This window comes from Aeromonas sp. R2-2 (genome assembly GCF_040908355.1).
In the GTDB taxonomy this organism is placed as follows: Bacteria; Pseudomonadota; Gammaproteobacteria; order Enterobacterales; family Aeromonadaceae; genus Aeromonas; species Aeromonas veronii.
This window is the reverse complement of record NZ_JBFODQ010000091.1, coordinates 117949-143252: the sequence shown is the minus strand read 5'-3', so window position 1 is coordinate 143252 and position 25304 is coordinate 117949. Positions and strand designations below refer to the sequence as shown.

The window sequence follows — 25304 nt, the reverse complement described above, 5'->3', positions numbered from 1 at the left end:
GGTCCTCTTAAAATGCGTTCTGGATCCAGGCTGGCTGGTCGCCCTCGAACGCAATCACATCGAATCGGCAGGCCTGATTGGCCTCGTTGATGGCATGTTGCTTCAAATAGTGGCGCGCTGCCAGCATGATCTTGTGCTGTTTGCTGCGGGTGACCGAGCTGGCGGCCCCGCCATGGCTGCCGGTGGCCCGGTAGCGCACCTCAACAAACACCAGGGTCTGGCCCTGGTGCATGATGAGATCTATTTCACCGCCACGACAGCGGTAGTTGCGAGCTACCGGTTGCAGGCCCCTAGCCTGCAACCAGCGTTCAGCGACTTGTTCAAAGTGCTGTCCCTTGCTCGTTGGTGAGGGGAACAGGCTCGGCAACTGCTGGCGCATCCGTTTCCATAGTTCCTTCATTGGAGGGCTCCTCCAGCTGCTGAACGGCGTTCTCGTCGACCAGTTTGCCGTTCTGGTAAGTACCCCAGCTCAGCATCCGCACGATATTACCCTGGGCATCAACGCTCAGCTGACCGCTCATGCCGGCCTGCTGCATGCCACCCACCTTGCGCATCTGCTGCAGGTTCTCAGCCAGGCTGACGGCATCGTAGCCCATGGCAAACAGGCGCAACAGGTCACCCTGGGTCTGTGGCCAGAGCAGAGCGATCTGCTCGCGTTGTTTCTCGTAGCCGCCCAGCAGCAGCGGCATATCGGCGATATGCATGCCGTTGAGCTCGGAGGTGACCTCGGTTGCGGCGCTGTCGTAGCCACGGGAGCTGGTGTAGATGGGCAGGCTGCCCATCGGATTGACCGAGATATCAACGTAGGGCTTGATCATCCGGGTTTCCAGGCTGTTGGCCACCACATAAACGGCATCGATGCTGCGCGGTGCGGCATCAGAGAGTTGCACCACTTCACCAGCTCGGGCGGTAGAGCGGCCGCTCAGGGCATTCTTGACCATCCCCTGCACTTCGTTGCGGGCACCGAAGGTGGCAACGACCGGCTTATCCTGGCTCAGGGTGGCCCAGCTCTGCTCGAACGCTTTGATACTGCTGTAACCGATCCGACCCTGAGCGGCGATTAGCAGCGGTTTACGGTAGCCCTGGGTGTAGAGGTACTGGGCTGCCTGCGCGGCATCTGCGGCGGCAGAGAGGGAGAAGTAGTAGGTGGTGTCGTTGACGACCGGCTTGTCCAGCTCGTTGAGCGCCAGTACCGGCACGGTCGGATTGGCCTTGAGCAGCTCCTCGACCCGGTCTTTCAGCAGCGGGCCGATGATCATGTCTGCCCCCTCCTGAATCGCCTGCTTATAAAGGTCGCCGGTCGACTTGCTCTGGGTGTCGTAGAAGTTCAGGGTGAATCGCCCCTGATTTTCCTTATAAGACATCAGCATACCGTTACGGATGGCGGCGCCCTGCGGCTCCAGATTGCCGGAGAGGGGTAGCAGTACAGCGATCTGTTGCACCGAGGTGCTGGCCGTGGCCGCCAGATCGCCCAATCCTGCCGGCATATCCTTCTGGGCTGGATGGTTGGGGAAGTCGCGCTTCCAGCCTGCCAGCTGGCGGGCCAGCAGGTTCGGCTGGGCGCCAAACTCGTTGACCAGTGCCGCCAGTCGCAACCAGCCGGTGGTCACATCAGGGGCCGGAGCCTCTTCCAGCGCTTGCAGGGTGGAGGGGGTCATGCTCTTGAGCAGCGACCAGATCTGCTGATGGTTGGTCGCCTGCTCGCTCTGATTGAGGTAGGGCTCCAGTGCAATCAACGACTTGGCTGCGCCAAACTTGTTGTTGATGTCGAGCTGCAGCACTACGCGCTGGCGATACCAATCCTTCTGGGTATCGGCATCCAGCACCACCTCAGGTTTGCCTTCCAGCAGGATCAGCGCCTGATTGGCGTGGCCTTGCGCCAGCAACAGATGGGCTTGCAGCAGTTGCAACTGCGCCTTCTGAACGGGATCCTTGGCCTGCTTCTGCAATTGCTGGAACAGTGCCGAGGCCGGTTTGGCCTGGCCCAGCGCCAGATAGCTGCGTGCCGCCAGCATCTGCCAGGTAAAGGCCTCGGCCGGCTTGGCGGGGTCCACCTGCTCAAGATACCACTGGGCATTCTTGGTCAGATTGGAGAACGCAGAGGGCATGCCTGACTGCCCTGACGGTTGATTGGGCTCCGACGCACAGGCGGCGAGCAGTACTGCCGCGAGTATGATGCCGAAGAGTCGTGATACACTTAGCTGCTTTGTAACCCGGTTCAAGTTCATTCCCCGACCAGTGTTGAAGTTCCCCATAGTGTAAACGGGCCAATATGGCGACACAATTGTCGGGGCACTCGGAGATCCCATGAGTGACATCCCAACCCTGTATATAGTCCCCACTCCGATCGGCAATCTGGCGGACATCACCCAGCGTGCATTGGATATTTTACGCAGTGTCGATCTGGTGGCCGCCGAAGATACCCGTCATACAGGTATCCTGCTCAGCCACTACCAAATCTCGGTGCCGACCTTCGCCCTGCACGATCACAACGAGCAGCAGAAAGCCGATGTGCTGATCGGCCGGATCAAAGAGGGCAAGAGTGTTGCGCTGGTCTCCGATGCCGGCACTCCGCTTATCAGCGACCCCGGTTATCACTTGGTCACCCGCTGTCGTGAAGCCGGGGTCAAGGTGGTGCCGCTGCCCGGTCCCTGTGCTGCCATCACCGCGCTAAGCGCGGCCGGTCTGCCCACCGATCGCTTTGCCTTTGAAGGCTTCTTGCCCGCCAAGAGCAAGGGACGCGACGATCGCCTGCAAGCCGTTATTGAAGACACCCGCTCGCTGGTGTTTTACGAATCTCCGCGCCGTGTGCAGGATACAGTGGAAGCGATTGCTCGCATTCTCGGTGAGCGTCAGGTGGTGGTGTGCCGCGAGCTGACCAAGACCTTTGAGTCGATCCACGGTTTGCCAGCTTCCGAAATGCTGACCTGGCTGGGCGAGGATGACAACCGCTGCCGCGGCGAGATCGTGCTGGTCGTGGCTGGCGCTTCCAAAGATGAAGAGGATCTGCCAGCCGAGGCGATCCGTACTCTGGGCCTGCTGGTGGCCGAGTTGCCACTGAAAAAAGCGGCCGCCCTAACCGCCGAGATCCACGGTGTGAAGAAGAATGCCCTCTATAAATACGGTCTCGAGCACTATTGAGCCGATGAAATAGGCCAGTAGACTTTTTTCTGACCTGTGCAATCCCCCGAACCGGCGAGCATTCAGTCTGTAAACGATGGCCAAAGCGCGATAAATGGTTGTAAACGGGAATTGCCGGTTTACCCCGTGCGTATCGCAAGGCTATAATCCGCGCCTCGGAGTTGGCTGGGCAATCGCTGCTTCGTCGTTGTGTCCCTCGGGACAGACGGGCGGAGGGGAGGAAAGTCCGGGCTTCACAGGGCAGGGTGCCAGGTAACGCCTGGGGGGCGCGAGCCTACGACCAGTGCAACAGAGAGCAGACCGCCGATGGCCCGCAAGGGATCAGGTAAGGGTGAAAGGGTGCGGTAAGAGCGCACCGCGCGACTGGCAACAGTTCGTGGCACGGTAAACTCCACCCGAAGCAAGACCAAATAGGCCCCTATTGGCGCGGCCCGCGTTGGGGGCGGGTAGGTTGCTTGAGCCAGCGAGCGATTGCTGGCCTAGAGGAATGATTGCTACCCGGGGCAACCCGGTACAGAACCCGGCTTACAGGCCGACTCCGACCTCATTCCGCGTGAACCGTCACGCTAAAATCCCGGTGCCTAACGGCACCGGGATTTTTATTATTCACGCCGATATGCACCGCATGGCGGCTTTCTGGAATTTGTAATAAAGTTCTCACCCTTTTTGGTCGATATACGTCGGCTGGACTGTCTGTATCTATCACACTGCTGGCCTGATGAGCGACCCTGTGGCAATAAGGCGAGATGAAATGGTTAAGGTGGATTATTAATGTCATCAAGCAGCGCAATGCTCACACCTTCCCGGCTGCTTAGCGCAGAACGTGGCAGAACCCTGCCTCATTATGATCTGTTGGGTGTCGAGCGGCTTAATCACGCCCGCTTGAAGCAGGTCAATGGCCAGTTGAGCACATTTTCCCTGCAAGCTGCGAGTTGTATGGCCCAGCTGTTCAACAGTGCGGAGTGCGAACTGAATTATGGTGAGTTTGCCTTTTCCGGTCCGGCAGAGACTGATGGCGCTGATATCTGGGTCGAGGCGAGAAGTCCGCTTGAACCACAGCGCGCCGTCTATTTCTCGATCGCACCTCTGGTCATCTATCGTCTTGCGGTCCTCTTTTTCGGCGGCACCTTGCAGCAAAAAGAGGAGCATGTTCAGTCTGGCAAAGGGCTGACCGATACCGAACAGCGGCTGTTATTGCGGCTTTGCCAGTATCAGGTTGATATCTGGTGTGCTTGTCTGGGGTTGGGGGATTTGAAGTGGCAGTTGCATGTCGTGCCACGGGATTCCATCGCCCACCGTCAGCTCTGGACCACGCTGGCAACCCTGCAGGCAGGTAATTGCACTCATCATTGGCAGATGTGGTTGCTTCCCCCCGAGGAGTCCATTTCTCAGGTCAGTCATTCATTGCCGGCAGGTCAGTTGGAACAGGCTCTGACTCATGTCCCGGTTCGTCTGCGGGTGGTGATGGGCCAATTGTCCATGACGCTGGCGGATCTTGAGTGTCTCAAGGTGGGTGATGTGCTGTCACTGGACCTGCCTGAGGTGGTGCCAGCACTGATTGGCAGCCGTCCCTGCTTCAGTGGACGAATCGCAGAACACAAAGGCAGCCTGGTCTATCAGGTTGCGACGGTTGTAGAGGAGTAAATTGAATCATGAGCGAGCACAATATGAATGATCCGCTGGATCTGGATGGACTGGATCAACTGTTTGGTGACGACATCAGTATGCCTAGCGCTGCAGACTACTTGGCCCCCACCAGTAGCAGCAAACAGCGGGATCTCTCCTTCTTTCGCCAGATCCCGGTCAAGGTGACGCTGGAAGTGGCCAGTACCGAAGTGCCGCTCGGCGATTTGATGCGCGTCGAGGAGGGGGCTGTCATTGAGCTGGACAAGCTGGCGGGTGAACCGCTGGATGTGCGGGTGAATGGCCGTCTGCTTGCCAAGGGCGAAGTCGTCGTCGTGAATGGCAAATATGGTCTGCGCCTGGTCGATGTTATCGATACCAACCTGCTGGGTGGCATGGACGACTGATGCGCTATCTGCTGCTGACGCTGCTGTTATTTTCGCTGCCTGGCTGGGGCGCGGACATGACCCTGTTCTCGGTATCGCCAGGCGCTTCAGGGGGCGAGGACTACAACATCAAGTTGCAGATCCTCTTCTTCATGACCCTGCTGGGTCTGCTCCCGACCTTGTTACTGATGATGACCAGTTTTACCCGGATCATCATCGTACTGGCCATATTGAGACAGGCACTTGGCTTGCAGCAGAGCCCTCCCAACCGTGTGCTGATCGGCATCAGCCTCATCCTGACTGTGGTGATTATGCGTCCGGTCTGGACGGACATGTATCAAAATGCATTTGTCCCTTATGACCAGAATGAAATAACCCTGTCAGAGGGGATCGCCAAGGCAGAAAAACCCCTGCGTAAATTCATGCTGGCCCAGACCCGTGAACCGGATCTGGAGCAGATGCTGCGCATCTCTGGCGAACCAACTACGGTCGCCAAAGAGGATGTGCCTTTCGGGGTGCTGTTGCCCGCGTTTGTATTGAGTGAGTTGAATACCGCATTTCAGATTGGCTTTATGCTGTTCATTCCCTTTCTGGTGATCGATTTGGTGGTCGCCAGCGTCTTGATGGCGATGGGGATGATGATGCTCTCCCCGCTGATCATCTCCTTACCCTTCAAACTGATGGTGTTTGTGCTGGTCGATGGCTGGTCGATGACCGTCGGCACCTTGGCCGCCAGCTTTGGTGGGGGAGGCTGATATGACCCCTGAGCAGAGCGTTGCCCTGGTTGGTGGCGCGGTCAATCTGGTGGTGACCATGGTCTCGGTGCTGATTGTACCGGGCCTGATCGTAGGTTTGGTGGTCAGTATTTTTCAGGCGGCCACCCAGATCCAGGAGCAGACGCTCAGTTTTCTTCCCCGTTTTATCGTGACTCTGATGACCCTTATCTTTACGGGTAACTGGCTGTTGTCGCAGATAACCACCTTGTTCCAGGATCTTTTTCTTAAAATCCCCGGGTTTATCGGATGAATTCGCTGCTGTCCCTCAGTGCTGCTGACCTGACCGCATGGTTGGGACAGTGGTGGTGGCCGTTTATCCGGATCGGTATGGCATTCTGGGTGATGCCGGTCTTTGGGGATACCCGGGTGCCTGCGCAAGTTCGCCTGATGCTGGCGTTTATTATCAGCCTGCTGCTGGCCCCCATGATGAAGGATATGCCGGTTGTCGATCCTTTCAGTGCCGGTGCGCTGGTCCTAGCGGTCGAGCAGCTGCTGTTTGGTTTGTTGTTTGGTCTGTGTGTCCAGCTGCTCTATATGGTGATGACCACTGCGGGGCAGATCCTCTCCATGCAGATGGGGCTCGCGATGGCGGTGATGAATGATCCGGTCAACGGGGATTCAGCCCCCATCATCAGTCAGGTCATGATGGTGTTTTGCGCCTTGCTCTTTCTGGGGCTGAATGGCCACCTGGTGGTACTGGATATTCTGGTGCAGAGCCTGCGTAGCTGGCCGCCGGGTTCATCTCTGGATCTGATCGATATGAAAGGTGTGATCGGGTTGTTTGGCTGGTCTATCGGTGCCGCCCTGTTGCTGACGTTGCCAGCCGTTGTCGCCATGTTGATGGTTAACCTGACCTTCGGGGTGATGAACCGGACCGCCCCTTCGCTCAATATCTTCTCTCTCGGTTTTCCCATGACCCTGTTGCTCGGGTTGCTCACCATGGCGCTCTCCATCAGTGGTGTGCCCTCCCGTTATCTGGATTTGGTTACCCATGTGCTTGAACAGCTGCGAGGCTTGACCCCAGCATGAGTCAGAACAGCGCACAGGACAAAACCGAAGAGGCCTCCAGCCAGAAACGCCAGAAAGCGAGGGATGAGGGGCAGATCGCCCGCTCAAAAGAGCTCAGTTCTGCCGGTTTGCTGCTGCTTGGCGGGTTGGTGATGCAGTGGATGGTGCCGGGATTTGGCCAGTTCTTTGCCGAGTTGATGAAGCGTCCGCAGCGTTTTGACTGGCAAGGTGCCCGTGACCCGCAGATGATGATCCATTGGCTGGGGGAAGCGCTGATAAACATGCTGTGGGTGCTGCTGCCCCTGTTTGGCTTTCTGGCCCTGATGCTGGTGTTGCTCAGCATAGTGCCGGGCGGTATGGCGCTGACCTGGAAAAAGCTGCTACCCAGTGGCGAGAAGATGAACCCTTTGAAGGGGCTGGGGCGGATGTTTTCCAAGAACAGCCTGATGGAGTTGCTGAAGTCACTGCTCAAGGTGACGCTGATCGGCGGCACGCTGGCGTTGATGTTAAATCATCAATGGCCTTCTTTGTTGATGATGAACCGGATGCCCCCTCAGGCGGCCCTCGAACAGGCGCTACGGATCCTCTCCCAGGCATTTATTCTGCTGGGGAGTGTACAGATGCTGATTGCCGTGCTGGATGTGCCCTATCAGCGCTGGTCGCTTAACAAGCAGCTCAGGATGACCAAACAAGAGGTCAAGGATGAGCACAAGAACAGCGAAGGGCGTCCCGAAATCAAAGCCAAAATCCGCCAGGTACAGGGAATGCTTGCCCGCGCGCGTATCGAGCAGCGGGTACCGCAGGCAGATGTGATTATCGTTAACCCGACCCATTATGCGGTGGCCATAAAATATGATGCGGCTCGTGCCAATGCCCCTTTCGTTATTGCCAAAGGGGTCGACAGCATGGCCGAGCGGATCCGTCAGGTGGCCAAGCAGCATGACAAGATGGTGATGAGCTTGCCCGAGTTGACGCGAGCCATCTATCACTCGACCAAGGTGGATCAGGAAGTCCCTGCGGGGCTGTACACGGCAGTTGCCTATGTATTGAACCATGTATTGCAGTTAAGGGCGTATGAGGCAGGCAAGGGGAGGAAACCGACCCCTCTTGCCCCGTTATATGTACCGCCCGAGTTACGTCAACCTGAGAGGTAAGTTGTGAACTGGCGTGTATTCACCCAATCCTATACCGCAATTCCGCTGATGTTATTGGCCATTCTGGCCATGATGATCCTGCCTCTGCCCGGTTGGCTGCTGGATGCGCTCTTTACCTTCAACATCGTGTTGGCGGTTCTGGTGTTGCTGGTATCCGTCTCGGCCCGCAGACCACTCGATTTCTCGGTATTCCCAACCGTGTTGCTGGTTGCCACCCTGATGCGGCTGTCGCTGAACGTGGCCTCTACCCGTGTGGTGTTGCTGCACGGTCATGAAGGGCATGAAGCGGCCGGTAAGGTCATTCAGGCGTTCGGTGAAGTGGTGATCGGTGGCAACTATGTCGTCGGTCTGGTGGTCTTCGTGATCCTGATGATCATCAACTTTGTGGTGATCACCAAGGGTGGCGAGCGGATTTCGGAAGTATCCGCCCGCTTCACTCTGGATGCGATGCCCGGCAAGCAGATGGCCATCGATGCCGACTTGAATGCCGGCACCATGGATCAGCATCAGGCCAGGGCTCGCCGTGAGGAGATCGCGCGAGAAGCGGACTTCTATGGTGCAATGGATGGTGCTTCCAAGTTCGTTCGTGGTGACGCGATAGCTGGCATGCTGGTGCTGATCATCAACCTGGTGGGTGGGTTGGCCATAGGTATTTTCCAGCATGCCTTACCCGTTGCCGAAGCCTTCCAGCGTTATGCGCTGCTGACCATTGGTGATGGTCTGGTTGCCCAGATCCCGTCCCTGCTGATGTCGACTGCTGCGGCCATTATCGTGACCCGGGTCAGTGATGAGGGGGAGATGGCTGATCAGGTTGGTCAGCAGATCCTGGCATCCCCTCGCGTTATCTATACCTCTGCAACCATCATGCTGATCCTGGGTCTGGTGCCCGGGATGCCGATGCTCGCATTCCTCAGTTTCGCAGCTGTACTGGCCTGGACTGGCTGGAGTGTCAGCAAGCGAGCCGTCAATGTGCCGGATCTGGATGCAGCACAAGAGCTGACTCGTCAAATGATTCAGCCTGAACAGCAGGCACTGGAGTGGCAGGATTTGCCGCCAGTCGATACGGTCGCCATCGAGCTTGGTTATCGTCTGGTGCCATTGGCTGAAACGGATAAAGGGGCTGAACTGCTTGCACGAGTGCGCGGGATCCGCAAAACCCTCTCCGAGCAGTACGGTTTTCTGCTCCCCGAGATACGGGTGCGCGACAATCTGCAGTTGCAGCCGGATCAGTACCGGATCAAGTTGTCCGGTGTCGCGTTGGCGATGGGGAATGTGGATTGCCAGCGCTTGATGGCCATCAGCAGTGGTGAGACCTATGGCGCGCTAGATGGCGAGTTGACCCAGGACCCGGCCTACGGCATGAGTGCGGTCTGGATCTCCCCGGAGCAAAAGGCCAAGGCCCTGAATCTTGGTTACTCGGTGGTAGATTCGGCCACCGTGATTGCCACTCACGCCAGCAAGTTGTTGCGTGAACAACTTGATGCACTGTTTGGTCACGATGAAGTTGGCAAACTGGGCCAATATCTCGCCAGTCAGTCCCCCCGGTTGGCTGAAGAGCTGAATCTGGCGCTGACCCAGATGCAGCAATTGAGAGTGTTTCGTCAATTGCTAAAGGAGCAGGTCAGTCTGACCGATATACGAACGGTTGCCACGACGCTACTGGATGCGAGCGAGCTGACCAAAGACCCTGTCTTGCTGGCATCCGATGTGCGCTGTGCCTTGAAGCGCCAGATTGTGCGGCAGGCCATTGGTAATCGCGATGTGCTGGCTACGTTTACGCTGGATGATCGCCTTGAGCAGACATTGCTGGCTGCAATGAATCAGTCACAACAGCAGGGCAAAATCCAGCTGGACAGCTTCCCGGTTGATCCACAACTGCTGGCCCAATTGCAGCAAAATATGCCGTTGGTGAAGGAGCAGTTGCAGCAGTTGGGGCATGCCCCTGTGTTGGTTGTTATGCCACAACTGAGACCGCTTATGGCCCGTTATGCACGATCATTCTCAAAAGGCCTCAAAGTGCTGTCTTACAATGAGATACCTGAAGAATTACGGGTGGAGGTAATTGGTACACTTGGTTAATTGCTGTTGGATAAATGCGCTGATGGGGAAGTGTTTTTTCCGCCTTTGCTTGAATTGCCGTATGAATACTATATGATGTGGCGAAAATTGACGCAGCAATGTGTGAAAGTTAAATAACAAAAACAATATTAATTGTGTTGCTACACGCCTAGGCAATCAGGTCGGGCGTGTTATCACATTGTAAGGGCAAACTGAACTGAAAAGTCAGGACGCAAAGCCTCCGGTCTAACAGCATGAAAGCTAATGACAGCGGGGTTACCAAGGTAAATTTGGATACATTTTTGTTACCATCTAGATACAAAGTTCACTTTTTTAAGTGCGAATTTGTATTTCTCCTTTGTGTCTGATAATTCAGCTCTATTGATTGTCCTATCCACAGTCACAGGTATCAGACGTCTATGTCTTCGGGATTATCAATAAATAAAACAATCGGGTTGTGTGGTGATGGTTGTGCTGAACCACATATATTATTGATTCAACCGTTAGTCGCTAGGAATGAGGTTGTAAATATTCTCTCCAGAGAAGGCCTTAGAGTATCAACGGTTAATTCTGTAAAACAGTCAAAGAGCATTATTGCTGGCAATAATGTTCATCTTATATTGCTCGATATGGATGCCATGACCGAGCTTGGGCCACGTATTCTGCATGAGTTTGAAGGGCTCGATAGTGTCATTATGGTTAATGAGCATCAGGCCGCAATTGCTGCAGAGGCCATGTGTGCCGGAGCTATAGATTATATTGTCAAACCCTTCCGTTCCCAGCAATTGCTCGATGCTGTACGTGGTGCTTTACGCCTTCGTCAGGCGATCCCCAATCTTATCGCTGTGTCGCCCATGAGCCTGCAGGTCTTGCAACTGGCTCGACGTGCCGCCAAAACCTCCGCCACCATTCTGATTGGTGGTGAGTCAGGCACCGGTAAAGAGCGGTTGGCCCGTTATATTCATGATATGTCAGTCAGGTCTGAAAAACCGTTTGTTGCAATTAATTGCGCTGCCATTCCTGAGACAATGCTCGAATCGATTCTCTTTGGCCATAATAAAGGTGCGTTTACCGGTGCTATATCTGCCCAACCTGGCAAGTTTGAGTTGGCACAGGGGGGTACCCTGTTATTGGACGAAATATCTGAATTATCTTTGAACCTGCAAGCAAAGTTATTACGGGTTTTGCAGGAGAAAGAAGTGGAGCGGCTTGGTAGTAATCAAACGATTGCGCTGGATGTTCGTATCATTGCCGCCAGCAATAAAGATCTGCGTACTTTGGTTGCTAATGGATTGTTCCGTGAAGATCTGTTTTATCGTCTTGATGTTTTGCCTATGAGCTGGCCTGCATTGCGTGATCGCCCTGACGATATTATTCCTCTGGCCAACTATTTTCTTGAGCGTTATGCACCTCAGCAGGGTTATCGCCTGAGTAAGCAGGCGTGCCAATTGCTGTTGTCTTATGAATGGCCAGGAAATGTGCGAGAGCTTGATAATGTTATGCAACGCGCATTAATTATGGCGCGCGGTTTGCATATACAGTCCGTCGATTTGATGTTGCCAAACTGTATTCTTCCCCAAGAAACAGTCACATCAGACACGTGGCATGCTCCCGAGGGGTTGAGTGAAACCCGGCGGCATGCCGAGTTCCAATTTGTATTAGAGACCTTGCGCCGCTTTCGTGGCCATCGTACCCGCACAGCCGATGCACTGGGCATGACAACCCGGGCACTGCGCTACAAGCTTGCGGCGATGCGTGAGCAAGGCATTGATATTGAACAGCAGATTCAAGCAGAGGGATAAAGAGTGAAGATTCAAATGATGTCATCGCAGGTGACACTCCTGCAACAGATGCAGGAAATGCAGCGTGTCGCCAGTCAGACACCGTCCATCGAATCCAATAGTGATGTATCGGGAGCATCGTTTTCAGAGGCTATGCACGACGTAGTCGGGCGTGTCAATGAACAGCAAAATATTGCCTCAAAATTGATGGCATCGGTCGATGCCGGACAGAGCGATGATCTGGTGGGAGCCATGGTGGCGAGTCAAAAAGCCGGCTTGAGTTTTTCAGCTTTGATGCAGGTTCGCAACAAGCTGATGACCGGTTTTGACGACATTATGCGCATGCCGCTCTGAGGTAACAGATGACTGAACTGGTAACATCCCCTCAGGGGGCCGCCCCTGATTCGCTCAAAATCAGGTTGCAAGAGGGGCTACGCAATTGGCGTACTCTCTCCCGTGACAATAAATCGATCCTGACTATTGCTCTGCTGGCTGCCATTGTGGCCGGTACCATAGTCGTTATCCTTTGGACCTCCAGCAAAAACTATGTGCCTCTGTATGGCAAACAGGAGCTATACGATACCGCCAACATCATGGAGATGCTGGAGAAAGAGCAGGTACCTTTCCGTCTGGAAAAGAGCACCGGTCAGGTACTGGTTCCTGAAAATCAGCTGGCTCATGTCCGGATGGCACTTGCTGCGCGAGGGGTGCGTGCAGCCATGCCGTCGGGTCTGGAAGGGCTGGACAACGTAACCGGGTTGGGTACCAGCGAATTTATGGAAGGGGCGCGTTATCGTCATGCCCTAGAAGGGGAGCTGGCCCGCACCATCATAGCGCTCGATGCCGTGCGCAGTGCCCGTGTTCATCTGGCTATTCCGAAGCGCACGCTATTCGTTGGACGCGATGAGGAGAAACCCAGCGCGTCCGTAATGCTCGATATGCAACCGGGCCAATCCATCGAAGCGGGTCAGGTCGAAGCGATAGCCAACCTGGTGGCGGGCAGCATTTCCGGAATGAAACCTGGTGCCGTGACCGTGGTTGATCAATCCGGCCAGTTGCTCAGCGCAGAGCTGGGGGACAAGGTCGGTTTTGGCAAGCAAAGCGTCCAACAGATGGAGTATGTCCGCAAGCTGGAACAATATATCCGTCAGCGTGCCAATGACATGCTCTATCCCATGTTGGGCAGCACCAATTTCAAGGTGCAGATCGCGGCAGACGTGAACTTCAATGCCGTCGAAGAGACCCAGCAGCAGCTCGATCCGCAAGGTGTGGTGACTCAAGAGTCCAACAAGTCCGACAAGACTATCGATGCGCTGGCGATGGGGATCCCGGGGGCGTTATCCAACCGCCCGCCTGAAACGGCGGCAAAAGATGAAAAGGCTGGTGCTGACAAAGGCAATGCAAATGCCAATACCGCGACACAACAGAACGACACTCGTACCGAGCGTCAGGAAATCAGCAAGCAGTACGAAAACAGTCGCACCATAGTGCACACCCGTTACCAGCAGGGGCGGCTGGAGCGAATTAACGTCTCCATTCTGCTTAACCAGCAGATCGCACCAGAAGGAGGTTGGAGTGCCGAGCAACTGACACAGATCCGTCATATGGTGGAACGTGCAGTCGGTTTCGATGAGACGCGTGGCGATCAGATCAGCCTGCAGGCCTTCGATTTCAATGGTGCAGTACAAGTAGCCGCGCCCGAATCCAGTTGGTGGGAAACCCCTTACTGGCAAGACTCCCTGCGTTATCTGGTCGGCGGTTTGCTTGGCCTGACACTGGTCTTCTTCGGTATTCGTCCGCTGGTGAAACATCTGGTTCGTACCCAGCAGCAGCCGGATATGGAAATGAGTGAGACTGAGGAAGATCTGGAGCCCACCGTCGGATTGTCGATGCGCAGTGATGACCTTCAACCTCCGGTCACATTGTCCAGTGGCTTGATCCATGCAGACAATGAGATTGAACCCCAATTCACATCATTGGATTTGGACTCACTGCCAGAGCCGGGATCTGAACTTGAAGTGCAACTCAAGCATTTGCAGTTGTTGGTGGAAAAAGATACCGCCCGCGTGGCGGAGGTTTTCAAAGCGTGGGTGAGTGGCAATGAACAGCGTTAACTTGAATCAGAGTGCTGTCGATATCGATATCGACAACCTTGAGAAGGCCGCCATCTTGTTGCTGAGCATGGGGACAGAGTCAGCAGCCAAGGTGATGCAGAAGCTCTCCCGTGACGAGGTGCAGCGGTTGATATCCAAGATGGCCGCGCTCTCTGGCGTCAGTGCTATCGAAGCGAAATGGACATTGCAACAGTTCTTCAATCAATACCGTGAGCAGAGCGGTATTGGCAGTGCCTCACGGGAGTATCTGGAGCAGACGCTGGATCTGGCGTTGGGCCAACGTCTCTCCCGCAGCCTGCTCGACAGTTTGTATGGCGATGTGATGAGTCAGGATATCCAGCGTTTGCAGTGGGTGCCAGCCGATGTACTAGCTCGTTTCTTCCGTAATGAGCATCCCCAGATGCAGGCTGTGCTGCTGGCCTTCCTGCCGCCTCAGACTGCGTCCGCCGTGCTAGATGCCTTGCCCGGATCGGTACACGATGATTTGTTGGTGCGTGTCGCCAGTCTCACCAGTGTCAGTGAACATGTGCTGGGCGAGCTCAGGCTGACGCTGGATCGCTGCCTCACCTATGTGGCGGATCAATCCGGTGCCAAGGTAAACGGGGTGCGGCAGGTAGCCGATATTCTCAACCGTTATCAGGGTGACAAGGAGCAGATGCTGTCCCTGCTGCGTGAGCACGATGGTGATATGGCGTTTGAGATCGAGAAGAACATGTTCGACTTTATGACGTTACGCCGTCAGAGCGACGACACCTTGCAGCGATTGGTGCAGGAATTGCCCAGCGAATTGCTGGCACTGGCTCTCAAGAATACCGACCCTGGCTTCCGCAAAGTTATTCTGGGGGCTATGCCGAAACGTATGGCTCAGGCGCTGGACGATCAGATCCAGAACCAGGGCAGTGTCTCTTTGCGCAAGGTCGAACAGGCAAGAGAGGAGGTCATGCAATTGGTCCGCGAGTTGGTGGAGCAGGGCGAGATCGAGTTCCAACTGTTCGAAGAGCCTACCGTCAGCTAACAGGAGGCATTTATGAGCCAGTATGTGCGTAAATTGGTGCCTGGAGCGACCAGACTGTATCGCTTCCCTGCGCTCGGTCAGAGCGGGGAAGAAGCACAGAGTCAACAAGAACAGTTTGAATATGGTTACCAGCAGGGGCTGGAGCAAGGCCACGACGAAGGTTATCAAGCTGGTTATCAGCAAGGGCTGACCAGCGGCCTGCAGGAAGGCGAGAGTACCGGTTTGCAACAAGGGCAAACCCGCGGGTTTGCTCAGGGCCTTTCAGAGGGGCGCGCTGCCTTCGAACAGGCGATGTTGCCGTTTGCCAAGCTGCAAGAGCAGTGGGAGTCACTGAGCCGGGCCCGAATGGCCGAGCAGAAAGAGCTGATTGCCCAGCTGGTAGCGCAGGTTGCCAAGCGGGTCATCATGGCGGAGTTTACCCTCAATCCGCAGCAGGTGATGAATCAGGTCGAGCAGGCGCTGGCTACTTTGCCGAGTGAGTCGGAAGAGCTGGTGATCTACCTCAACGAGGAAGACCGACAGCGACTCGCCGAGCAGGGGGTGACTCGCTGCGAAGGGTGGCCATTGCAAGTTGATGCAGCGCTCGGGGTAGGGGATGCCCGTATCGAAACCCGCGCTGCCGTCGTCGAGGTGAGCACCAGCTCCCGTCTGGCAACCTGCATCGAACAGCTCAACAGCTCGCTGGACGTGCCGCAAGATGCATGAAGCCTTGCAGCAGGCACTGACCAGTGCGCTGGATAATCTGGATGAACTGCCCGCATTTCGTCGTTTTGGCCGGTTGGTGCGAGTCACCGGTTTGACTCTGGAAGTAGTCGGCTGCCAACTGGTGATGGGGCAGCGTTGTCGTGTCAGCACTGCAAGTGGTGCACCGCTGTTGGCCGAGGTGGTCGGTTTTAACCGGGATATCTCTTACCTGATGCCGCTGCAGCCGATGAGTGGCCTCTTCGCGGGGGCCCAGGTCGAACCGATCGATGGAGAAGAAACTGTTCGGCTTGGTTGTCATCTGCTGGGGCGGGTACTCGATGGACTGTTGCAGCCCCTCGACGGGCAGCCGTTACCCGACGTTGGTGACAGTGTTCCCCTGTTTGCTCTTCCCCCCAATCCACTATTGCGAACCCCGGTACGTGAACCACTGGATGTTGGTATCCGTGCCATCAATGGCCTGCTGACGGTTGGCAAGGGTCAACGTTTGGGGCTGTTCGCCGGCTCGGGGGTCGGCAAGAGTATGTTGCTGGGCATGATGACCCGCAATACCGCCGCCCAGATTGTGGTGGTGGGGCTGATTGGTGAGCGGGGCCGTGAGGTGCGCGAGTTCATCGAGCACAGTCTGGGGGCGGAAGGTCTGGCTCGCGCCGTGGTCATCGCGGCGCCAGCAGATCAATCTCCCCTGATGCGGCTGCGAGCGGCCCAGCTATGCCACCGGATTGCCGAGTATTTCCGTGAGCAGGGGCAGGATGTGCTGCTGCTGATGGATTCACTGACTCGCTATGCCCAGGCGCAGCGGGAAATTGCGTTGGCTATCGGTGAACCCCCCGCGACCCGGGGCTATCCGCCCTCGGTATTCAGCATGCTGACCCAGCTGGTGGAGCGAGCCGGTAACGGCACGCATCCGGATGGCAGTCTGAGTGCTTTCTACACCGTGCTGGCGGAAGGGGATGACCAACAGGATCCGGTGGTCGATGCGGCGCGCGCCATTCTCGATGGTCATATCGTGCTGACCCGCCGTCTTGCGGAAGAGGGCCACTATCCAGCCATCGATATCGGTGCCTCGGTGAGTCGGGTCATGCCACAAGTCGTGCCTGCCGAATGGCAAAAGCTGGCGGTCACCTTGCGCCAGCTGTGGGGACGCTATCAGCAGGTGCGTGAACTGCTGCCACTGGGCGGTTATCAACCCGGGGCCGATCCGCAGATGGATGAGGCTGTTCAGCGTTATCCGGGGATTGCCGCATTCCTGCAGCAAGGCTTGCATGAAGAGATGGCCTTTGAACAGGTGATGGTTGGTCTCAAGCAGGTGCTGGGGCAGGGATAAGGATTCGTTATGCTGAAGTCTTATCTGGGGTTGCAACAGGAAGAGCTGGAAAATCTTGGTGCTGAGCGTCAGCGTTTGCGGGAGCTGGCGTTGCGGGAAGAGCAGCGAGCACACAAATTGCAGGAAGTGATCTCCTCGTTGCGACCCGGTTCCGACAAGTTTCACCCTTTGCTATGGCAAAACAAGCAACAGATGGATGGCCAGTTGCGCCGTTTGCTCTCCCATCAGGTGCAGCAATCGGCGCTGGCCAGACTGGATCTGGAGCGCCACGAAGGGGAGCTGGTCCGGCAGTTCGGACGGGTCAAGGGGCTGGAGCTATTGCTGGCAAGACGTGATGATGTTGCTCGTCAGCAGCAGGAGAGGCGGGATCAGCTACAGCTGGATGAGCTGGCGAGTTTGCGTCACCTGACCTGTAAAGAGTAAGGCGGAAGGTTAATCCGTAATGCTGTCCGGGTCGCGATAACCTGAATCTTGTCCCAACAGTGAATGAATCGTCTCCATCTGGCCTGCCAGCAGACGGCCATTGAGATCATTCTGGCGCAGACACTGGTGCAGCAGCTGTTCAAGCTGTTGCCATTGATTGGCTACCGTGGTGCGCAGGGGAAGTGGCAGCTTGGCTATCAGGGTGGTCATCCCCTTCTCATCGGGTTTGAGGCCCAATGCCTGCAGCTGCTGGCAACGCAATTTTGCCTGTTGTGTCACCTTGGCCATCAGTTCGGTCTGCTGTTCGTTATGGACTTGCAGACCATCGACATCGTGGCTTGCCAGCAGTGCATGCTGGCGCAGCAACAGGGCTGTGAGTTCGGTATAGTGGCCGTAATCCTGCTGGATCCCGAGGAGCAATGCCTTGACGGTGGCCTTGGTATCCACGCTCATCGGCGATGCATATCCAGAATGGCTTGACCCAGCGCATCCAGATCGATCTCCAGCTTGCCTTCACTGATGGCTTTGCGGATCTCGTTGACCTTGTCCATGTCGACGTCGGATGTGGTGGCCAGCTGGCTGCGGGCGTTGGCGACTGACTGCGCTGTGCTGCTGATCCGAGCTTCGGATGACTGTGAAGATTTGGTTTCCGGTTTGGCCGTCACATCCGGTTTGCGGCCAGACTGGTTTTGAATATAGAGCGGGTCAGTTCGGGTAATTTTCATAACGTAACTTCCTGATGGTCTGTCTATGACAAGCGACCCAAGGTTTGTCAAACTTGAATCAAATAGTGGCCTGGGTTCAAAAACGGGTTTCCACCTCTCCTTTATCTACCACCCATGCCTGTATCTGCTTGCCTGAGCTAAGATTTTTCACTTTAATGCCATCGCCAATTCTGCCATTTTCGAGGGCTTCCCCTCTGGTTGTGGCGGAGAACTCGCCCTCCCCTGCACGAATAAGTACCCCTTCTCCCTGTTTGACCGCCCAACTCTTTTGTAAATCGAGCTCACCGATGAGCTGTCCGCTTCTCAGATGCCGGTTGCTTTTATGGCCTAGCAGGGAGTGATTGCTCGGGATAAACCCGCGTTGTATACGGCTGACATCCAGCTCTTTCTCCACCAGATCGCTGGCACTGATGGCCTGACCTTTTGCGATATCCCGTGCAGCAACCCAGACCGGCAACAGTAACGAGACCTCTACCCGCCCGCGCACCTGCCAGGCGGGGTCGGTGCACTCGATGAGATAGGGGCGTCGTCCCCAGGGTTGCCGATATTGGCCACCTGCTTGTAACGAGAGGGAATGTGAGGGGCAGGGAGGGAGATGCTCGACGGAAGGGGCAAGCCAGACTCGAAATTCTCCTGTGGTTACAGGCCATCCCTGCTGGGTGATGTAGCCCTCAAGACTTTTACGGGCATCCTGTTCAAGCAACTGCTCAAGCATGTCGCTTTGTGCTTGCGGCGTGCCATGGGCTGGCGCGCCTGATAGCAACCAAAGCACACCGGCCAATTTCCACACGGGAAGTCGTACTTCCTCATTTCTCGCTGTATTGAGGTTAATGAGGTGCGCTAACCGCTTGATATCAGGTCTTTTCATGATTGGCATGAGTCTTGATAAGGAAAACACCGGTCTGAGTGAACGATAAAGGATGAAGCATGAGTATCTCATTTGACAGCGCCCTCGGCGTACACCCTTATGCCCTCGATGTCAGGGCTGAGCGGGCGCGGATTTTGGCGGGGAATCTGGCCAACGTGGATACACCGGGCTATCTGGCTCGGGATGTCGATTATAAGACGATTCTGGGCCGTGTCGCCCAACAAGTTGCTGCGGGTGAAGAGAGCCAGGCTATCAGCCAGGGCGCCATGCGTGACGATATGCGTCACCCCCTCTATCGCATTCCTTATCAGGTCTCCATGGATGGTAATACCGCTGAGTTGGGCGTGGAGCAGGGCAAGTTTGCCAACAATGCCACCGATTTCCAGACCAGCCTCACCTTCCTCAATATGAAAATTACCGGTATCGCCAAGGCGATTGAGGGCCGTTAACCATGTCGTTCAACAAGATTTATGACATCGCAGGCAGTGCTATGCGTGCCCAGACCGTGCGGCTGGATACCGTAGCCTCCAACCTGGCCAACGTGGATAGCGCTGCCGCCAGTGAAGATGCTGCGTTTCGTGCCATCAAGCCGGTTTTTTCCACTCTCTATCAGAAGATTCAGGATGCCGATGGCCTCGGGGCTGCGTCGGTGCAAGTGGCGGGTATCGTGCAGTCCGACCGTCAGGTCGAGAAACGGCTGGAGCCGACCAACCCGATGGCTGATCAGGATGGTTTTGTTTACTACTCCAACGTCAACGTGGTGGAAGAGATGGCTGACATGATGAGCGCCTCTCGTGGTTTTGAAACCTCGGTGGAGGTGATCAACCGCATCAACAGTATGCAGCAAGGTTTGTTGCGTCTTGGTCAGGGAGCCTAAGCCATGAGTCTGCCACAGATAAGCAGTCTGGATACGGCGCGCGGTACAACACAGACCAATACCGATCCCAAGATCGCCAGCAATGGCAGCGGTGCTGCCCAGGATGTGCAAGCCAGCCAAAATGGTGGCATGCAACTGCGCAATGAATTTCTGCAGATGATGGTGGCGCAGATCCAGAACCAGGATCCCACCAACCCGCTTGATGGTGCCCAGTACGTGGCTCAGCTTGCCCAGTTCAGCATGGTTGAAGGGGTCGAAGGGCTGAAGAAGCTCCAGCTCCAGAGCAATACCAAGATGGATACCCAGCAGGTGTTAGAGAGTACCGCGTTGGTCGACAAAGAGGTCATGGTGCCTAGCAAAACCCTCAAGCAGCAGCAAGAGCACAAGATCCGCGGTCAGATCGAGTTGCAAGGTGTGGCGGAACAGGTGGATCTCAAGGTATATGACCAGCATGGCGTGCTGGTAGCGAGCAAGAGCTGGGGTGACAGCAAGGCGGGTGGGCTGGATTATGAATTGCCCCCTCTTCCTGCCGGGGAGTACCGCTTTGAGGTCAAGGCCTCGGCAGGCAAGACCCTGGTGGGGGCCAAAAATTATGTGGCGAGCAAGGTGGAACGTGTTGCCTTGCCCGGTACGGGAGAAATCATGCTGCAGGTTGCCGGTGTGGGCGATGTCCCGCTCTTCAGTGCAATCCAGTTCGGCAAATCAGCGTAATCAGAGAGGAGCGACACTGTGTCTTTCAGTATCGGATTGAGCGGCCTGCGCGCCGTAAACCAGGAATTGAGTATTATCAGTAACAACGTAGCCAATGCCAGTACCGCGGGCTTCAAATCCAGCCGTGCCGAATTTGCGGCAATTTACGGTGGTGGTCAGGCTGGCGGTGTCGAGATGAACAACGTCTCCCAGAATTTTGACCGCAATGGTGATATGACTCGTACCGGTCGCGGGCTGGACCTGGCGATTTCTGGCAGTGGTTTCTTCGTGCTGAAAGATGGCAGCGGCCAGACGTCCTATACCCGTGCCGGTATGTTCCAGCGTGATAATGCCAACTACCTGACCACTGCAGGCGGTATGCGGTTGCAAGGTTATACCACTGATGACGCGGGCAAGCTGCAATCTGGTGTGGTTGGTGATATCCAGGTCAAGGCGGGCAGCCTGCCTGCCAAGCCATCCGACAAACTGGAGTTTGTGGCAAACCTCAAAGCTGATGCCAGCAAAATTGATCAGACGGTAGCTGCTAATAAGTTCGACCCGACAAAGTCAGAGACCTTTAACTATTCCCAATCCAGCAAGGTTTATGACTCTTTGGGCACAGAACACACTGTGACCCAGTATTTTGTCAAAACAGATCCTAATAAGTGGGATGTGCATTACTCCTTCAACGGTAAACCGGCGGGGGGGGTAGTTAATATGGTATTCAATAAAAACGGTACATTAGAGTCACCAGCATCGTTTCCTGATCTCGAACTGAAGCCGGATGGCGCTACAGAAATATCACTTAAGCTGGACATGGCGCGAGTCAGCCAGTATGCCTCTGACTTTAATGCCACCCGCAACCAGTCGAATGGTTATACTGCTGGGGATTTGACGGAGGTGCGTGTGGATGGGGACGGCGGTGTCTACGCCACCTTTACCAACGGTCAGCGCCTGTTGCAGGGGCAGGTCGTGATGGCGAACTTCACCAATCCCAATGGCCTGCTGCAGACCAACAATACCTCTTGGCAGCAATCTTTCAGCTCAGGGCAGCCTGTACTGGGGGCTCCGGGAACCGGCACTATGGGCAAGCTGACCGCCGGGGCTTATGAGAGCTCCAACGTTGATCTGACCGGTGAACTGGTAAGCCTGATGACTTCCCAGCGTAACTATCAGGCCAACGCCAAGACCATCAGTTCGGCTGACAAGATGAGCCAGATCCTGTTCAACTCCTTCTAAGGGTAATCCGTGGAAAAGCTTATCTACACAGCCATGTCCGGGGCACAACATACCCTGATGGCTCAGCAGATCCGTGCAAATAATCTGGCCAACGTCAACACAGCCGGCTTTCGGGCTGATTTTGAGCGGGTTTCGGCTTATGCCCTGACTGGCGATGGTTACCAGAGTCGGGTGATGGCCAAGGAGGAGATGGCGGGCACCAATTTCAAGGTTGGCCCTCTGATGCAGACCGGTCGCAAGCTGGATGTGGCGATTCGTGGCGAAGGCTTTCTTGCCGTACAGACTGAGGATGGCAAAGAGGCCTATACCCGTGCTGGTAACCTGGAAGCGGATGCTGACGGGCTGTTGACCCTCAATGGCCGGCCGGTACTGGGGGAAGGTGGCGAGCTGGTGCTGCCCGCTTATCGTGACATCAGTTTCGGCAAGGATGGCACTCTGAGTATCACTCCTCCGGGGGGCGGCGCCCGGCTCGATGTGGGGCGTCTGAAACTGGTCAATCCAGAGCCAGCCGAATTGGTCAAAGGTCATGACGGTCTGTTCCGGATGCGTCAGGGAGAGGATGCAGAGGTCAGTGACCAGGTGGTGATGGCATCCGGTTTTCTGGAAGGGGCCAACGTCAATGCCGTGGATGAATTGGTGAGCAGCATGTCATTGACCCGCAACTTCGAACTGCAGGTCAAGTTGATGAAAGCAGCGGATGATCAGGCTCGTCAGGGAGCCAAATTGATTTCCGGTCAGGGTTGATTTTGACGGCATCGGGCAGATACCCGATGCCTTGCCACATCCCAGTGGATGAGGCTTGATGAATAAGGTGGAATAACAATGCACGCAGCATTATGGGTCAGTAAAACAGGTCTGTCGGCACAAGATGCCAAGATGTCCAGTATCTCCAACAACCTAGCTAACGTGAACACGGTCGGTTTCAAGCGCGATCGGGTGGCATTTGAAGATCTTTTCTATCAGGTGCAGCGCCAGCCGGGTGCTCAGCAGGATCAGCAGAATCTGGCGCCTATCGGTATTCAGATGGGTAATGGTGTGCGGGTAGTGGGTACCCAGAAGGTCTTCACCTCCGGCCAATTCCAGAATACCAATCAGGAGCTGGATATGGCGGTGGTCGGTGCCGGTTTCTTCGGCGTCGAGCGCCCGGATGGCGAGACGGCCTATACCCGCAATGGTCAATGGCATCGCAATGCCGAGGGGCAACTGGTTAACGCGGATGGTTTGCCCATGGTACCGCAGATCCAGATCCCCGATAACGCTACCAAGATCTCCATTGGTACGGATGGTACCGTCAGTGCATCTTTGCCGGGTCAGCAAGAGAGTGTCGAGCTGGGCCGTATCACCCTGACCAACTTCGCCAACCCGGCCGGTCTGGAAGCGCTCGGTGGCAACCTCTACCGTGCAACCGGCGCGTCCGGTGAGCCGATTGAAGGTGTGCCTGGTGAGGAGGCGATGGGGGCCGTCAAGCAATTCGCGCTGGAGAGTTCCAACGTGAACGTGGTTGAGGAGATGGTCGACATGATCACGACTCAGCGGGCTTACGAGATGAATGCCAAGGTGGTCTCTTCTGCCGACCAGATGCTCAAGTTTGTCACTCAGGCACTGTAATGATGAAGTCGATGCTGCGTTATATCTGGTTGGTATTGTTGCTGGGCGGCTGTGCCACCTATGAGCTGCAGGCACCCGAGCCGGGTGACGAGAAATGGGCACCATCCCGTCCCAAGGTGACCGCGACTGCGCAGGGCGAAGATGGTGGCCTCTATCGGGGCAACTACATGATGACCCTGTTTCAGGATCGGCGTGCTTACCGTGTTGGTGACATTCTCACCGTGGTGTTGGAAGAGCGTACCCAGTCGAGCAAGAAAGCCAATACCAGCATGAGCAAAAACAGCAGCATGAATGTGCCGGCCCCCTCTATTGGCGGTAAACTGCGCCCCGACTGGGGGGCCGCCCTCAGTGCGGATCGGGATTTTGATGGTGGAGCGACCTCCAGTCAGCAAAATACCCTGGCAGGTTCCATTACCGTGACCGTAGCAGAAGTGATGCCCAATGGTGTGCTGGGGATCCGCGGTGAAAAGTGGATCCGCCTCAATCAGGGGGATGAGTATATCCGCTTGGGCGGCATGGTGCGGGTTGAGGATATTGATCAGAGCAACCGTATCTCGTCCCAGCGCATTGCCGATGCCCGCATCACCTATGCCGGTCGTGGAGCCCTTGCAGACAGTAACCAGATGGGGTGGCTGGGCCGCTTCTTTAGCTCGGCGTTTGCGCCATTTTGAGGAATCACATGAACAGATGGTTTATCGCCCTGCTGTGTCTCTGCTTGCCCTGGTTTAGTCAGGCTGCCGCACCGGCCAAACGAGCCTTGCTGGATATTGCCGATGTGCAGGGGCTGAGAACCAACCAGCTGGTGGGTTATGGTCTGGTGGTCGGTCTCTCCGGGACCGGCGACAAAAGCCAGGTCAAATTTACCGGCCAATCCATGGCCAACATGCTCAAACAGTTTGGTGTGCAGTTACCGGACGATATCGATCCCAAGCTCAAGAACGTGGCAGCCGTTTCGGTTCAGGCCACGCTACCCGCCTTGGCTGGCAAGGGGCAGTTGCTCGATGTAACCGTGACTTCCATTGGTGATGCCAAGAGTCTGCGTGGCGGTTCTCTGCTGCTGACCCCCCTGCGTGGTATCGACGGTGAAGTCTATGCCGTGGCGCAGGGCAATCTGGTTGTCGCCGGGGTGAAAGCGGAAGGGCAATCAGGTTCATCGGTCACGATTAACGTGCCGACAGCCGGGATTATCCCCAATGGCGCCACCATCGAGCGAGAGGTGGTCAGCAATTTTGCCGAAAAGCCGGAAGTGACCCTCAATCTGCATCAACCCAACTTCAAGACGGCCCGCAATGTGGAGCGTGCCATCAATCATCAGCTGGGGCCGGTTGCCCGCGCGGTGAGTGCCGGGCGGGTTCAGGTTGCTGCTCCCAGGGACGAGAGTCAGCGCATCGCGTTTATGGCACTGTTGGAAGATATCAAGGTGGATCCGGGTCAGGAGCGGCCGAAGGTGGTCTTCAACAGTCGAACCGGTACTGTGGTGATGGGGCAGGGGGTCAAGGTTCACAAGGCTGCCGTCAGTCATGGCAGTCTGACGGTGACCATTGGCGAGAGTCAGACGGTCAGTCAGCCCAACGCCTTCTCCAACGGGCAGACCACAACGACCCCCAACTCCAAGATCCAGGTCGATCGGGAACGTAACAACATGTTTGTCTGGCCGGATGGTACTTCCTTGGAAGTGATCGTCAAGGCTGTCAACTCACTCGGGGCAACCCCCGATGATGTTATGGCCATCTTGCAAGCGCTCAATGAGGCTGGTGCCCTTGAGGGTGAGCTGGTGGTTATCTAAGGA

General features: G+C 55.9%; 28 protein-coding genes, 1 other RNA gene and 1 riboswitch. Of the genes, 24 read left to right on the top strand and 5 right to left on the bottom strand.

Features of this window, described 5'->3' with window-relative positions; translation table 11 throughout:
• Window positions 1-7: 7 nt before the first annotated feature.
• Entirely contained in the window at window positions 8-400 is a 393-nt protein-coding gene (locus AB5Z09_RS19675; protein WP_085941981.1) for a YraN family protein, read from the bottom strand.
• Window positions 321-2108 carry a penicillin-binding protein activator gene (locus AB5Z09_RS19670; protein WP_234919907.1) on the bottom strand — a complete coding sequence of 596 codons (1788 nt, stop codon included), beginning with the start codon at window positions 2106-2108 and terminating at the stop codon, window positions 321-323. Before AB5Z09_RS19670 ends, AB5Z09_RS19675 begins: the two co-directional genes overlap by 80 nt.
• 199 nt (window positions 2109-2307) lie before the next feature.
• Here AB5Z09_RS19670 and rsmI point away from each other — a divergent pair, with 199 nt between their 5' ends.
• The 16 genes from rsmI to lfiJ all read left to right on the top strand — a co-directional run bounded on the left by rsmI (window position 2308) and on the right by lfiJ (window position 17508).
• A complete protein-coding gene (gene rsmI / locus AB5Z09_RS19665; RefSeq protein ID WP_201958477.1) occupies window positions 2308-3141 on the top strand; it encodes a 16S rRNA (cytidine(1402)-2'-O)-methyltransferase in 834 nt (277 codons plus the stop codon).
• Window positions 3142-3298: 157 nt separating this feature from the next.
• An RNA gene (rnpB, locus tag AB5Z09_RS19660) (RNase P RNA component class A) lies at window positions 3299-3685 on the top strand.
• A 227-nt stretch (window positions 3686-3912) separates the two neighbouring features.
• Window positions 3913-4785 carry a lateral flagellar motor switch protein LfiM gene (gene lfiM, locus AB5Z09_RS19655; RefSeq protein WP_368196039.1) on the top strand — a complete coding sequence of 291 codons (873 nt, stop codon included), beginning with the start codon at window positions 3913-3915 and terminating at the stop codon, window positions 4783-4785.
• Window positions 4786-4793: 8 nt separating this feature from the next.
• Window positions 4794-5171: a lateral flagellar motor switch protein LfiN gene (gene lfiN, locus AB5Z09_RS19650; RefSeq protein ID WP_019444828.1), complete on the top strand. Its 378-nt coding sequence runs from the start codon at window positions 4794-4796 to the stop codon at window positions 5169-5171.
• The gene (gene fliP / locus AB5Z09_RS19645; protein WP_005336248.1) at window positions 5171-5905 is read left to right on the top strand and encodes a flagellar type III secretion system pore protein FliP; all 735 of its coding nucleotides are present in this window, start codon (window positions 5171-5173) and stop codon (window positions 5903-5905) included. The genes lfiN and fliP overlap by 1 nt, the downstream gene beginning before the upstream one ends.
• 1 nt (window position 5906) lies before the next feature.
• A complete protein-coding gene (fliQ, locus tag AB5Z09_RS19640) occupies window positions 5907-6176 on the top strand; it encodes a flagellar biosynthesis protein FliQ (RefSeq protein ID WP_005336246.1) in 270 nt (89 codons plus the stop codon).
• Window positions 6173-6955, top strand: a complete 783-nt coding sequence (lfiR, locus tag AB5Z09_RS19635) for a lateral flagellar biosynthetic protein LfiR (protein WP_005336245.1) — start codon at window positions 6173-6175, stop codon at window positions 6953-6955. The genes fliQ and lfiR overlap by 4 nt, the downstream gene beginning before the upstream one ends.
• Window positions 6952-8088 (top strand): flagellar biosynthesis protein FlhB, encoded by a 1137-nt coding sequence (gene flhB, locus AB5Z09_RS19630; RefSeq protein ID WP_100646895.1) that lies wholly within the window; start codon window positions 6952-6954, stop codon window positions 8086-8088. Before lfiR ends, flhB begins: the two co-directional genes overlap by 4 nt.
• A gap of 3 nt (window positions 8089-8091) precedes the next feature.
• Entirely contained in the window at window positions 8092-10167 is a 2076-nt protein-coding gene (gene lfhA / locus AB5Z09_RS19625; RefSeq protein WP_076493233.1) for a lateral flagellar biosynthesis protein LfhA, read from the top strand.
• A 175-nt stretch (window positions 10168-10342) separates the two neighbouring features.
• A riboswitch (cyclic di-GMP riboswitch) is annotated at window positions 10343-10430 on the top strand.
• 135 nt (window positions 10431-10565) lie between these two features.
• Window positions 10566-11948, top strand: coding sequence for a lateral flagellar response regulator transcription factor LafK (gene lafK, locus AB5Z09_RS19620; protein ID WP_368196038.1), 1383 nt, complete (start codon window positions 10566-10568; stop codon window positions 11946-11948).
• A gap of 3 nt (window positions 11949-11951) precedes the next feature.
• Entirely contained in the window at window positions 11952-12281 is a 330-nt protein-coding gene (gene lfiE / locus AB5Z09_RS19615) for a lateral flagellar hook-basal body complex protein LfiE (RefSeq protein ID WP_080764955.1), read from the top strand.
• A 17-nt stretch (window positions 12282-12298) separates the two neighbouring features.
• On the top strand, window positions 12299-14041 hold the full coding sequence (gene fliFL, locus AB5Z09_RS19610) for a lateral flagellar M-ring protein FliFL (RefSeq protein ID WP_368196060.1): 1743 nt from the start codon (window positions 12299-12301) through the stop codon (window positions 14039-14041).
• Window positions 14028-15056 carry a lateral flagellar motor switch protein FliGL gene (gene fliGL / locus AB5Z09_RS19605; protein WP_040068863.1) on the top strand — a complete coding sequence of 343 codons (1029 nt, stop codon included), beginning with the start codon at window positions 14028-14030 and terminating at the stop codon, window positions 15054-15056. The genes fliFL and fliGL overlap by 14 nt, the downstream gene beginning before the upstream one ends.
• Before the next feature lie 12 nt (window positions 15057-15068).
• Window positions 15069-15761 carry a lateral flagellar assembly protein FliH gene (gene lfiH / locus AB5Z09_RS19600; protein WP_040068864.1) on the top strand — a complete coding sequence of 231 codons (693 nt, stop codon included), beginning with the start codon at window positions 15069-15071 and terminating at the stop codon, window positions 15759-15761.
• Window positions 15754-17085: a lateral flagellar FliI-like assembly ATPase LfiI gene (lfiI, locus tag AB5Z09_RS19595; RefSeq protein ID WP_042053512.1), complete on the top strand. Its 1332-nt coding sequence runs from the start codon at window positions 15754-15756 to the stop codon at window positions 17083-17085. The genes lfiH and lfiI overlap by 8 nt, the downstream gene beginning before the upstream one ends.
• A 9-nt stretch (window positions 17086-17094) precedes the next feature.
• Window positions 17095-17508, top strand: coding sequence for a lateral flagellar protein LfiJ (gene lfiJ / locus AB5Z09_RS19590; protein WP_040068866.1), 414 nt, complete (start codon window positions 17095-17097; stop codon window positions 17506-17508).
• 9 nt (window positions 17509-17517) lie between these two features.
• On the opposite strand, the gene AB5Z09_RS19585 is transcribed toward lfiJ, so the two are convergent.
• The 3 genes from AB5Z09_RS19585 to flgA all read right to left on the bottom strand — a co-directional run bounded on the left by AB5Z09_RS19585 (window position 17518) and on the right by flgA (window position 19101).
• Complete coding sequence (locus AB5Z09_RS19585) at window positions 17518-17961, bottom strand: flagellar protein FlgN (RefSeq protein ID WP_040068868.1); 444 nt, start codon at window positions 17959-17961, stop codon at window positions 17518-17520.
• A complete protein-coding gene (flgM, locus tag AB5Z09_RS19580; protein ID WP_040068869.1) occupies window positions 17958-18233 on the bottom strand; it encodes a flagellar biosynthesis anti-sigma factor FlgM in 276 nt (91 codons plus the stop codon). The genes AB5Z09_RS19585 and flgM overlap by 4 nt, the downstream gene beginning before the upstream one ends.
• A gap of 76 nt (window positions 18234-18309) precedes the next feature.
• Complete coding sequence (gene flgA, locus AB5Z09_RS19575) at window positions 18310-19101, bottom strand: flagellar basal body P-ring formation chaperone FlgA (protein WP_040069034.1); 792 nt, start codon at window positions 19099-19101, stop codon at window positions 18310-18312.
• A gap of 59 nt (window positions 19102-19160) precedes the next feature.
• Here flgA and lfgB point away from each other — a divergent pair, with 59 nt between their 5' ends.
• From lfgB to fgIL, 8 genes are all read left to right on the top strand, one after another.
• Window positions 19161-19550 (top strand): lateral flagellar basal body rod protein LfgB, encoded by a 390-nt coding sequence (gene lfgB, locus AB5Z09_RS19570; protein WP_019444816.1) that lies wholly within the window; start codon window positions 19161-19163, stop codon window positions 19548-19550.
• 2 nt (window positions 19551-19552) lie between these two features.
• Window positions 19553-19978 carry a lateral flagellar basal body rod protein FlgCL gene (flgCL, locus tag AB5Z09_RS19565; RefSeq protein ID WP_019444815.1) on the top strand — a complete coding sequence of 142 codons (426 nt, stop codon included), beginning with the start codon at window positions 19553-19555 and terminating at the stop codon, window positions 19976-19978.
• Between the two features lie 3 nt (window positions 19979-19981).
• Entirely contained in the window at window positions 19982-20689 is a 708-nt protein-coding gene (locus AB5Z09_RS19560; RefSeq protein ID WP_349930264.1) for a flagellar hook capping FlgD N-terminal domain-containing protein, read from the top strand.
• 18 nt (window positions 20690-20707) lie between these two features.
• Window positions 20708-21907 (top strand): lateral flagellar hook protein FlgEL, encoded by a 1200-nt coding sequence (gene flgEL / locus AB5Z09_RS19555; protein WP_368196037.1) that lies wholly within the window; start codon window positions 20708-20710, stop codon window positions 21905-21907.
• 9 nt (window positions 21908-21916) lie between these two features.
• Entirely contained in the window at window positions 21917-22651 is a 735-nt protein-coding gene (gene lfgF / locus AB5Z09_RS19550; protein ID WP_368196036.1) for a lateral flagellar basal-body rod protein LfgF, read from the top strand.
• 78 nt (window positions 22652-22729) lie between these two features.
• The gene (gene lfgG / locus AB5Z09_RS19545; RefSeq protein WP_040068879.1) at window positions 22730-23515 is read left to right on the top strand and encodes a lateral flagellar basal-body rod protein LfgG; all 786 of its coding nucleotides are present in this window, start codon (window positions 22730-22732) and stop codon (window positions 23513-23515) included.
• Window positions 23515-24186: a flagellar basal body L-ring protein FlgH gene (gene flgH, locus AB5Z09_RS19540; RefSeq protein WP_040068881.1), complete on the top strand. Its 672-nt coding sequence runs from the start codon at window positions 23515-23517 to the stop codon at window positions 24184-24186. Before lfgG ends, flgH begins: the two co-directional genes overlap by 1 nt.
• An 8-nt stretch (window positions 24187-24194) precedes the next feature.
• Complete coding sequence (fgIL, locus tag AB5Z09_RS19535; RefSeq protein ID WP_040068883.1) at window positions 24195-25301, top strand: lateral flagellar basal body P-ring FlgIL; 1107 nt, start codon at window positions 24195-24197, stop codon at window positions 25299-25301.
• Window positions 25302-25304 lie beyond the last annotated feature (3 nt).

Bases quoted from the DNA above. Each gene is read 5' to 3' on its own strand.
- AB5Z09_RS19675 (WP_085941981.1), bottom strand. From the start codon at position 400: ATGAAGGAACTATGGAAACGGATGCGCCAGCAGTTGCCGAGCCTGTTC.
- AB5Z09_RS19670 (WP_234919907.1), bottom strand. From the start codon at position 2,108: ATGCCCTCTGCGTTCTCCAATCTGACCAAGAATGCCCAGTGGTATCTT.
- rsmI (WP_201958477.1), top strand. From the start codon at position 2,308: ATGAGTGACATCCCAACCCTGTATATAGTCCCCACTCCGATCGGCAAT.
- lfiM (WP_368196039.1), top strand. From the start codon at position 3,913: ATGTCATCAAGCAGCGCAATGCTCACACCTTCCCGGCTGCTTAGCGCA.
- lfiN (WP_019444828.1), top strand. From the start codon at position 4,794: ATGAGCGAGCACAATATGAATGATCCGCTGGATCTGGATGGACTGGAT.
- fliP (WP_005336248.1), top strand. From the start codon at position 5,171: ATGCGCTATCTGCTGCTGACGCTGCTGTTATTTTCGCTGCCTGGCTGG.
- fliQ (WP_005336246.1), top strand. From the start codon at position 5,907: ATGACCCCTGAGCAGAGCGTTGCCCTGGTTGGTGGCGCGGTCAATCTG.
- lfiR (WP_005336245.1), top strand. From the start codon at position 6,173: ATGAATTCGCTGCTGTCCCTCAGTGCTGCTGACCTGACCGCATGGTTG.
- flhB (WP_100646895.1), top strand. From the start codon at position 6,952: ATGAGTCAGAACAGCGCACAGGACAAAACCGAAGAGGCCTCCAGCCAG.
- lafK (WP_368196038.1), top strand. From the start codon at position 10,566: ATGTCTTCGGGATTATCAATAAATAAAACAATCGGGTTGTGTGGTGAT.
- fliGL (WP_040068863.1), top strand. From the start codon at position 14,028: ATGAACAGCGTTAACTTGAATCAGAGTGCTGTCGATATCGATATCGAC.
- lfiH (WP_040068864.1), top strand. From the start codon at position 15,069: ATGAGCCAGTATGTGCGTAAATTGGTGCCTGGAGCGACCAGACTGTAT.
- lfiI (WP_042053512.1), top strand. From the start codon at position 15,754: ATGCATGAAGCCTTGCAGCAGGCACTGACCAGTGCGCTGGATAATCTG.
- lfiJ (WP_040068866.1), top strand. From the start codon at position 17,095: ATGCTGAAGTCTTATCTGGGGTTGCAACAGGAAGAGCTGGAAAATCTT.
- AB5Z09_RS19585 (WP_040068868.1), bottom strand. From the start codon at position 17,961: ATGAGCGTGGATACCAAGGCCACCGTCAAGGCATTGCTCCTCGGGATC.
- flgM (WP_040068869.1), bottom strand. From the start codon at position 18,233: ATGAAAATTACCCGAACTGACCCGCTCTATATTCAAAACCAGTCTGGC.
- flgA (WP_040069034.1), bottom strand. From the start codon at position 19,101: ATGAAAAGACCTGATATCAAGCGGTTAGCGCACCTCATTAACCTCAAT.
- lfgB (WP_019444816.1), top strand. From the start codon at position 19,161: ATGAGTATCTCATTTGACAGCGCCCTCGGCGTACACCCTTATGCCCTC.
- flgCL (WP_019444815.1), top strand. From the start codon at position 19,553: ATGTCGTTCAACAAGATTTATGACATCGCAGGCAGTGCTATGCGTGCC.
- AB5Z09_RS19560 (WP_349930264.1), top strand. From the start codon at position 19,982: ATGAGTCTGCCACAGATAAGCAGTCTGGATACGGCGCGCGGTACAACA.
- lfgG (WP_040068879.1), top strand. From the start codon at position 22,730: ATGCACGCAGCATTATGGGTCAGTAAAACAGGTCTGTCGGCACAAGAT.
- flgH (WP_040068881.1), top strand. From the start codon at position 23,515: ATGATGAAGTCGATGCTGCGTTATATCTGGTTGGTATTGTTGCTGGGC.
- fgIL (WP_040068883.1), top strand. From the start codon at position 24,195: ATGAACAGATGGTTTATCGCCCTGCTGTGTCTCTGCTTGCCCTGGTTT.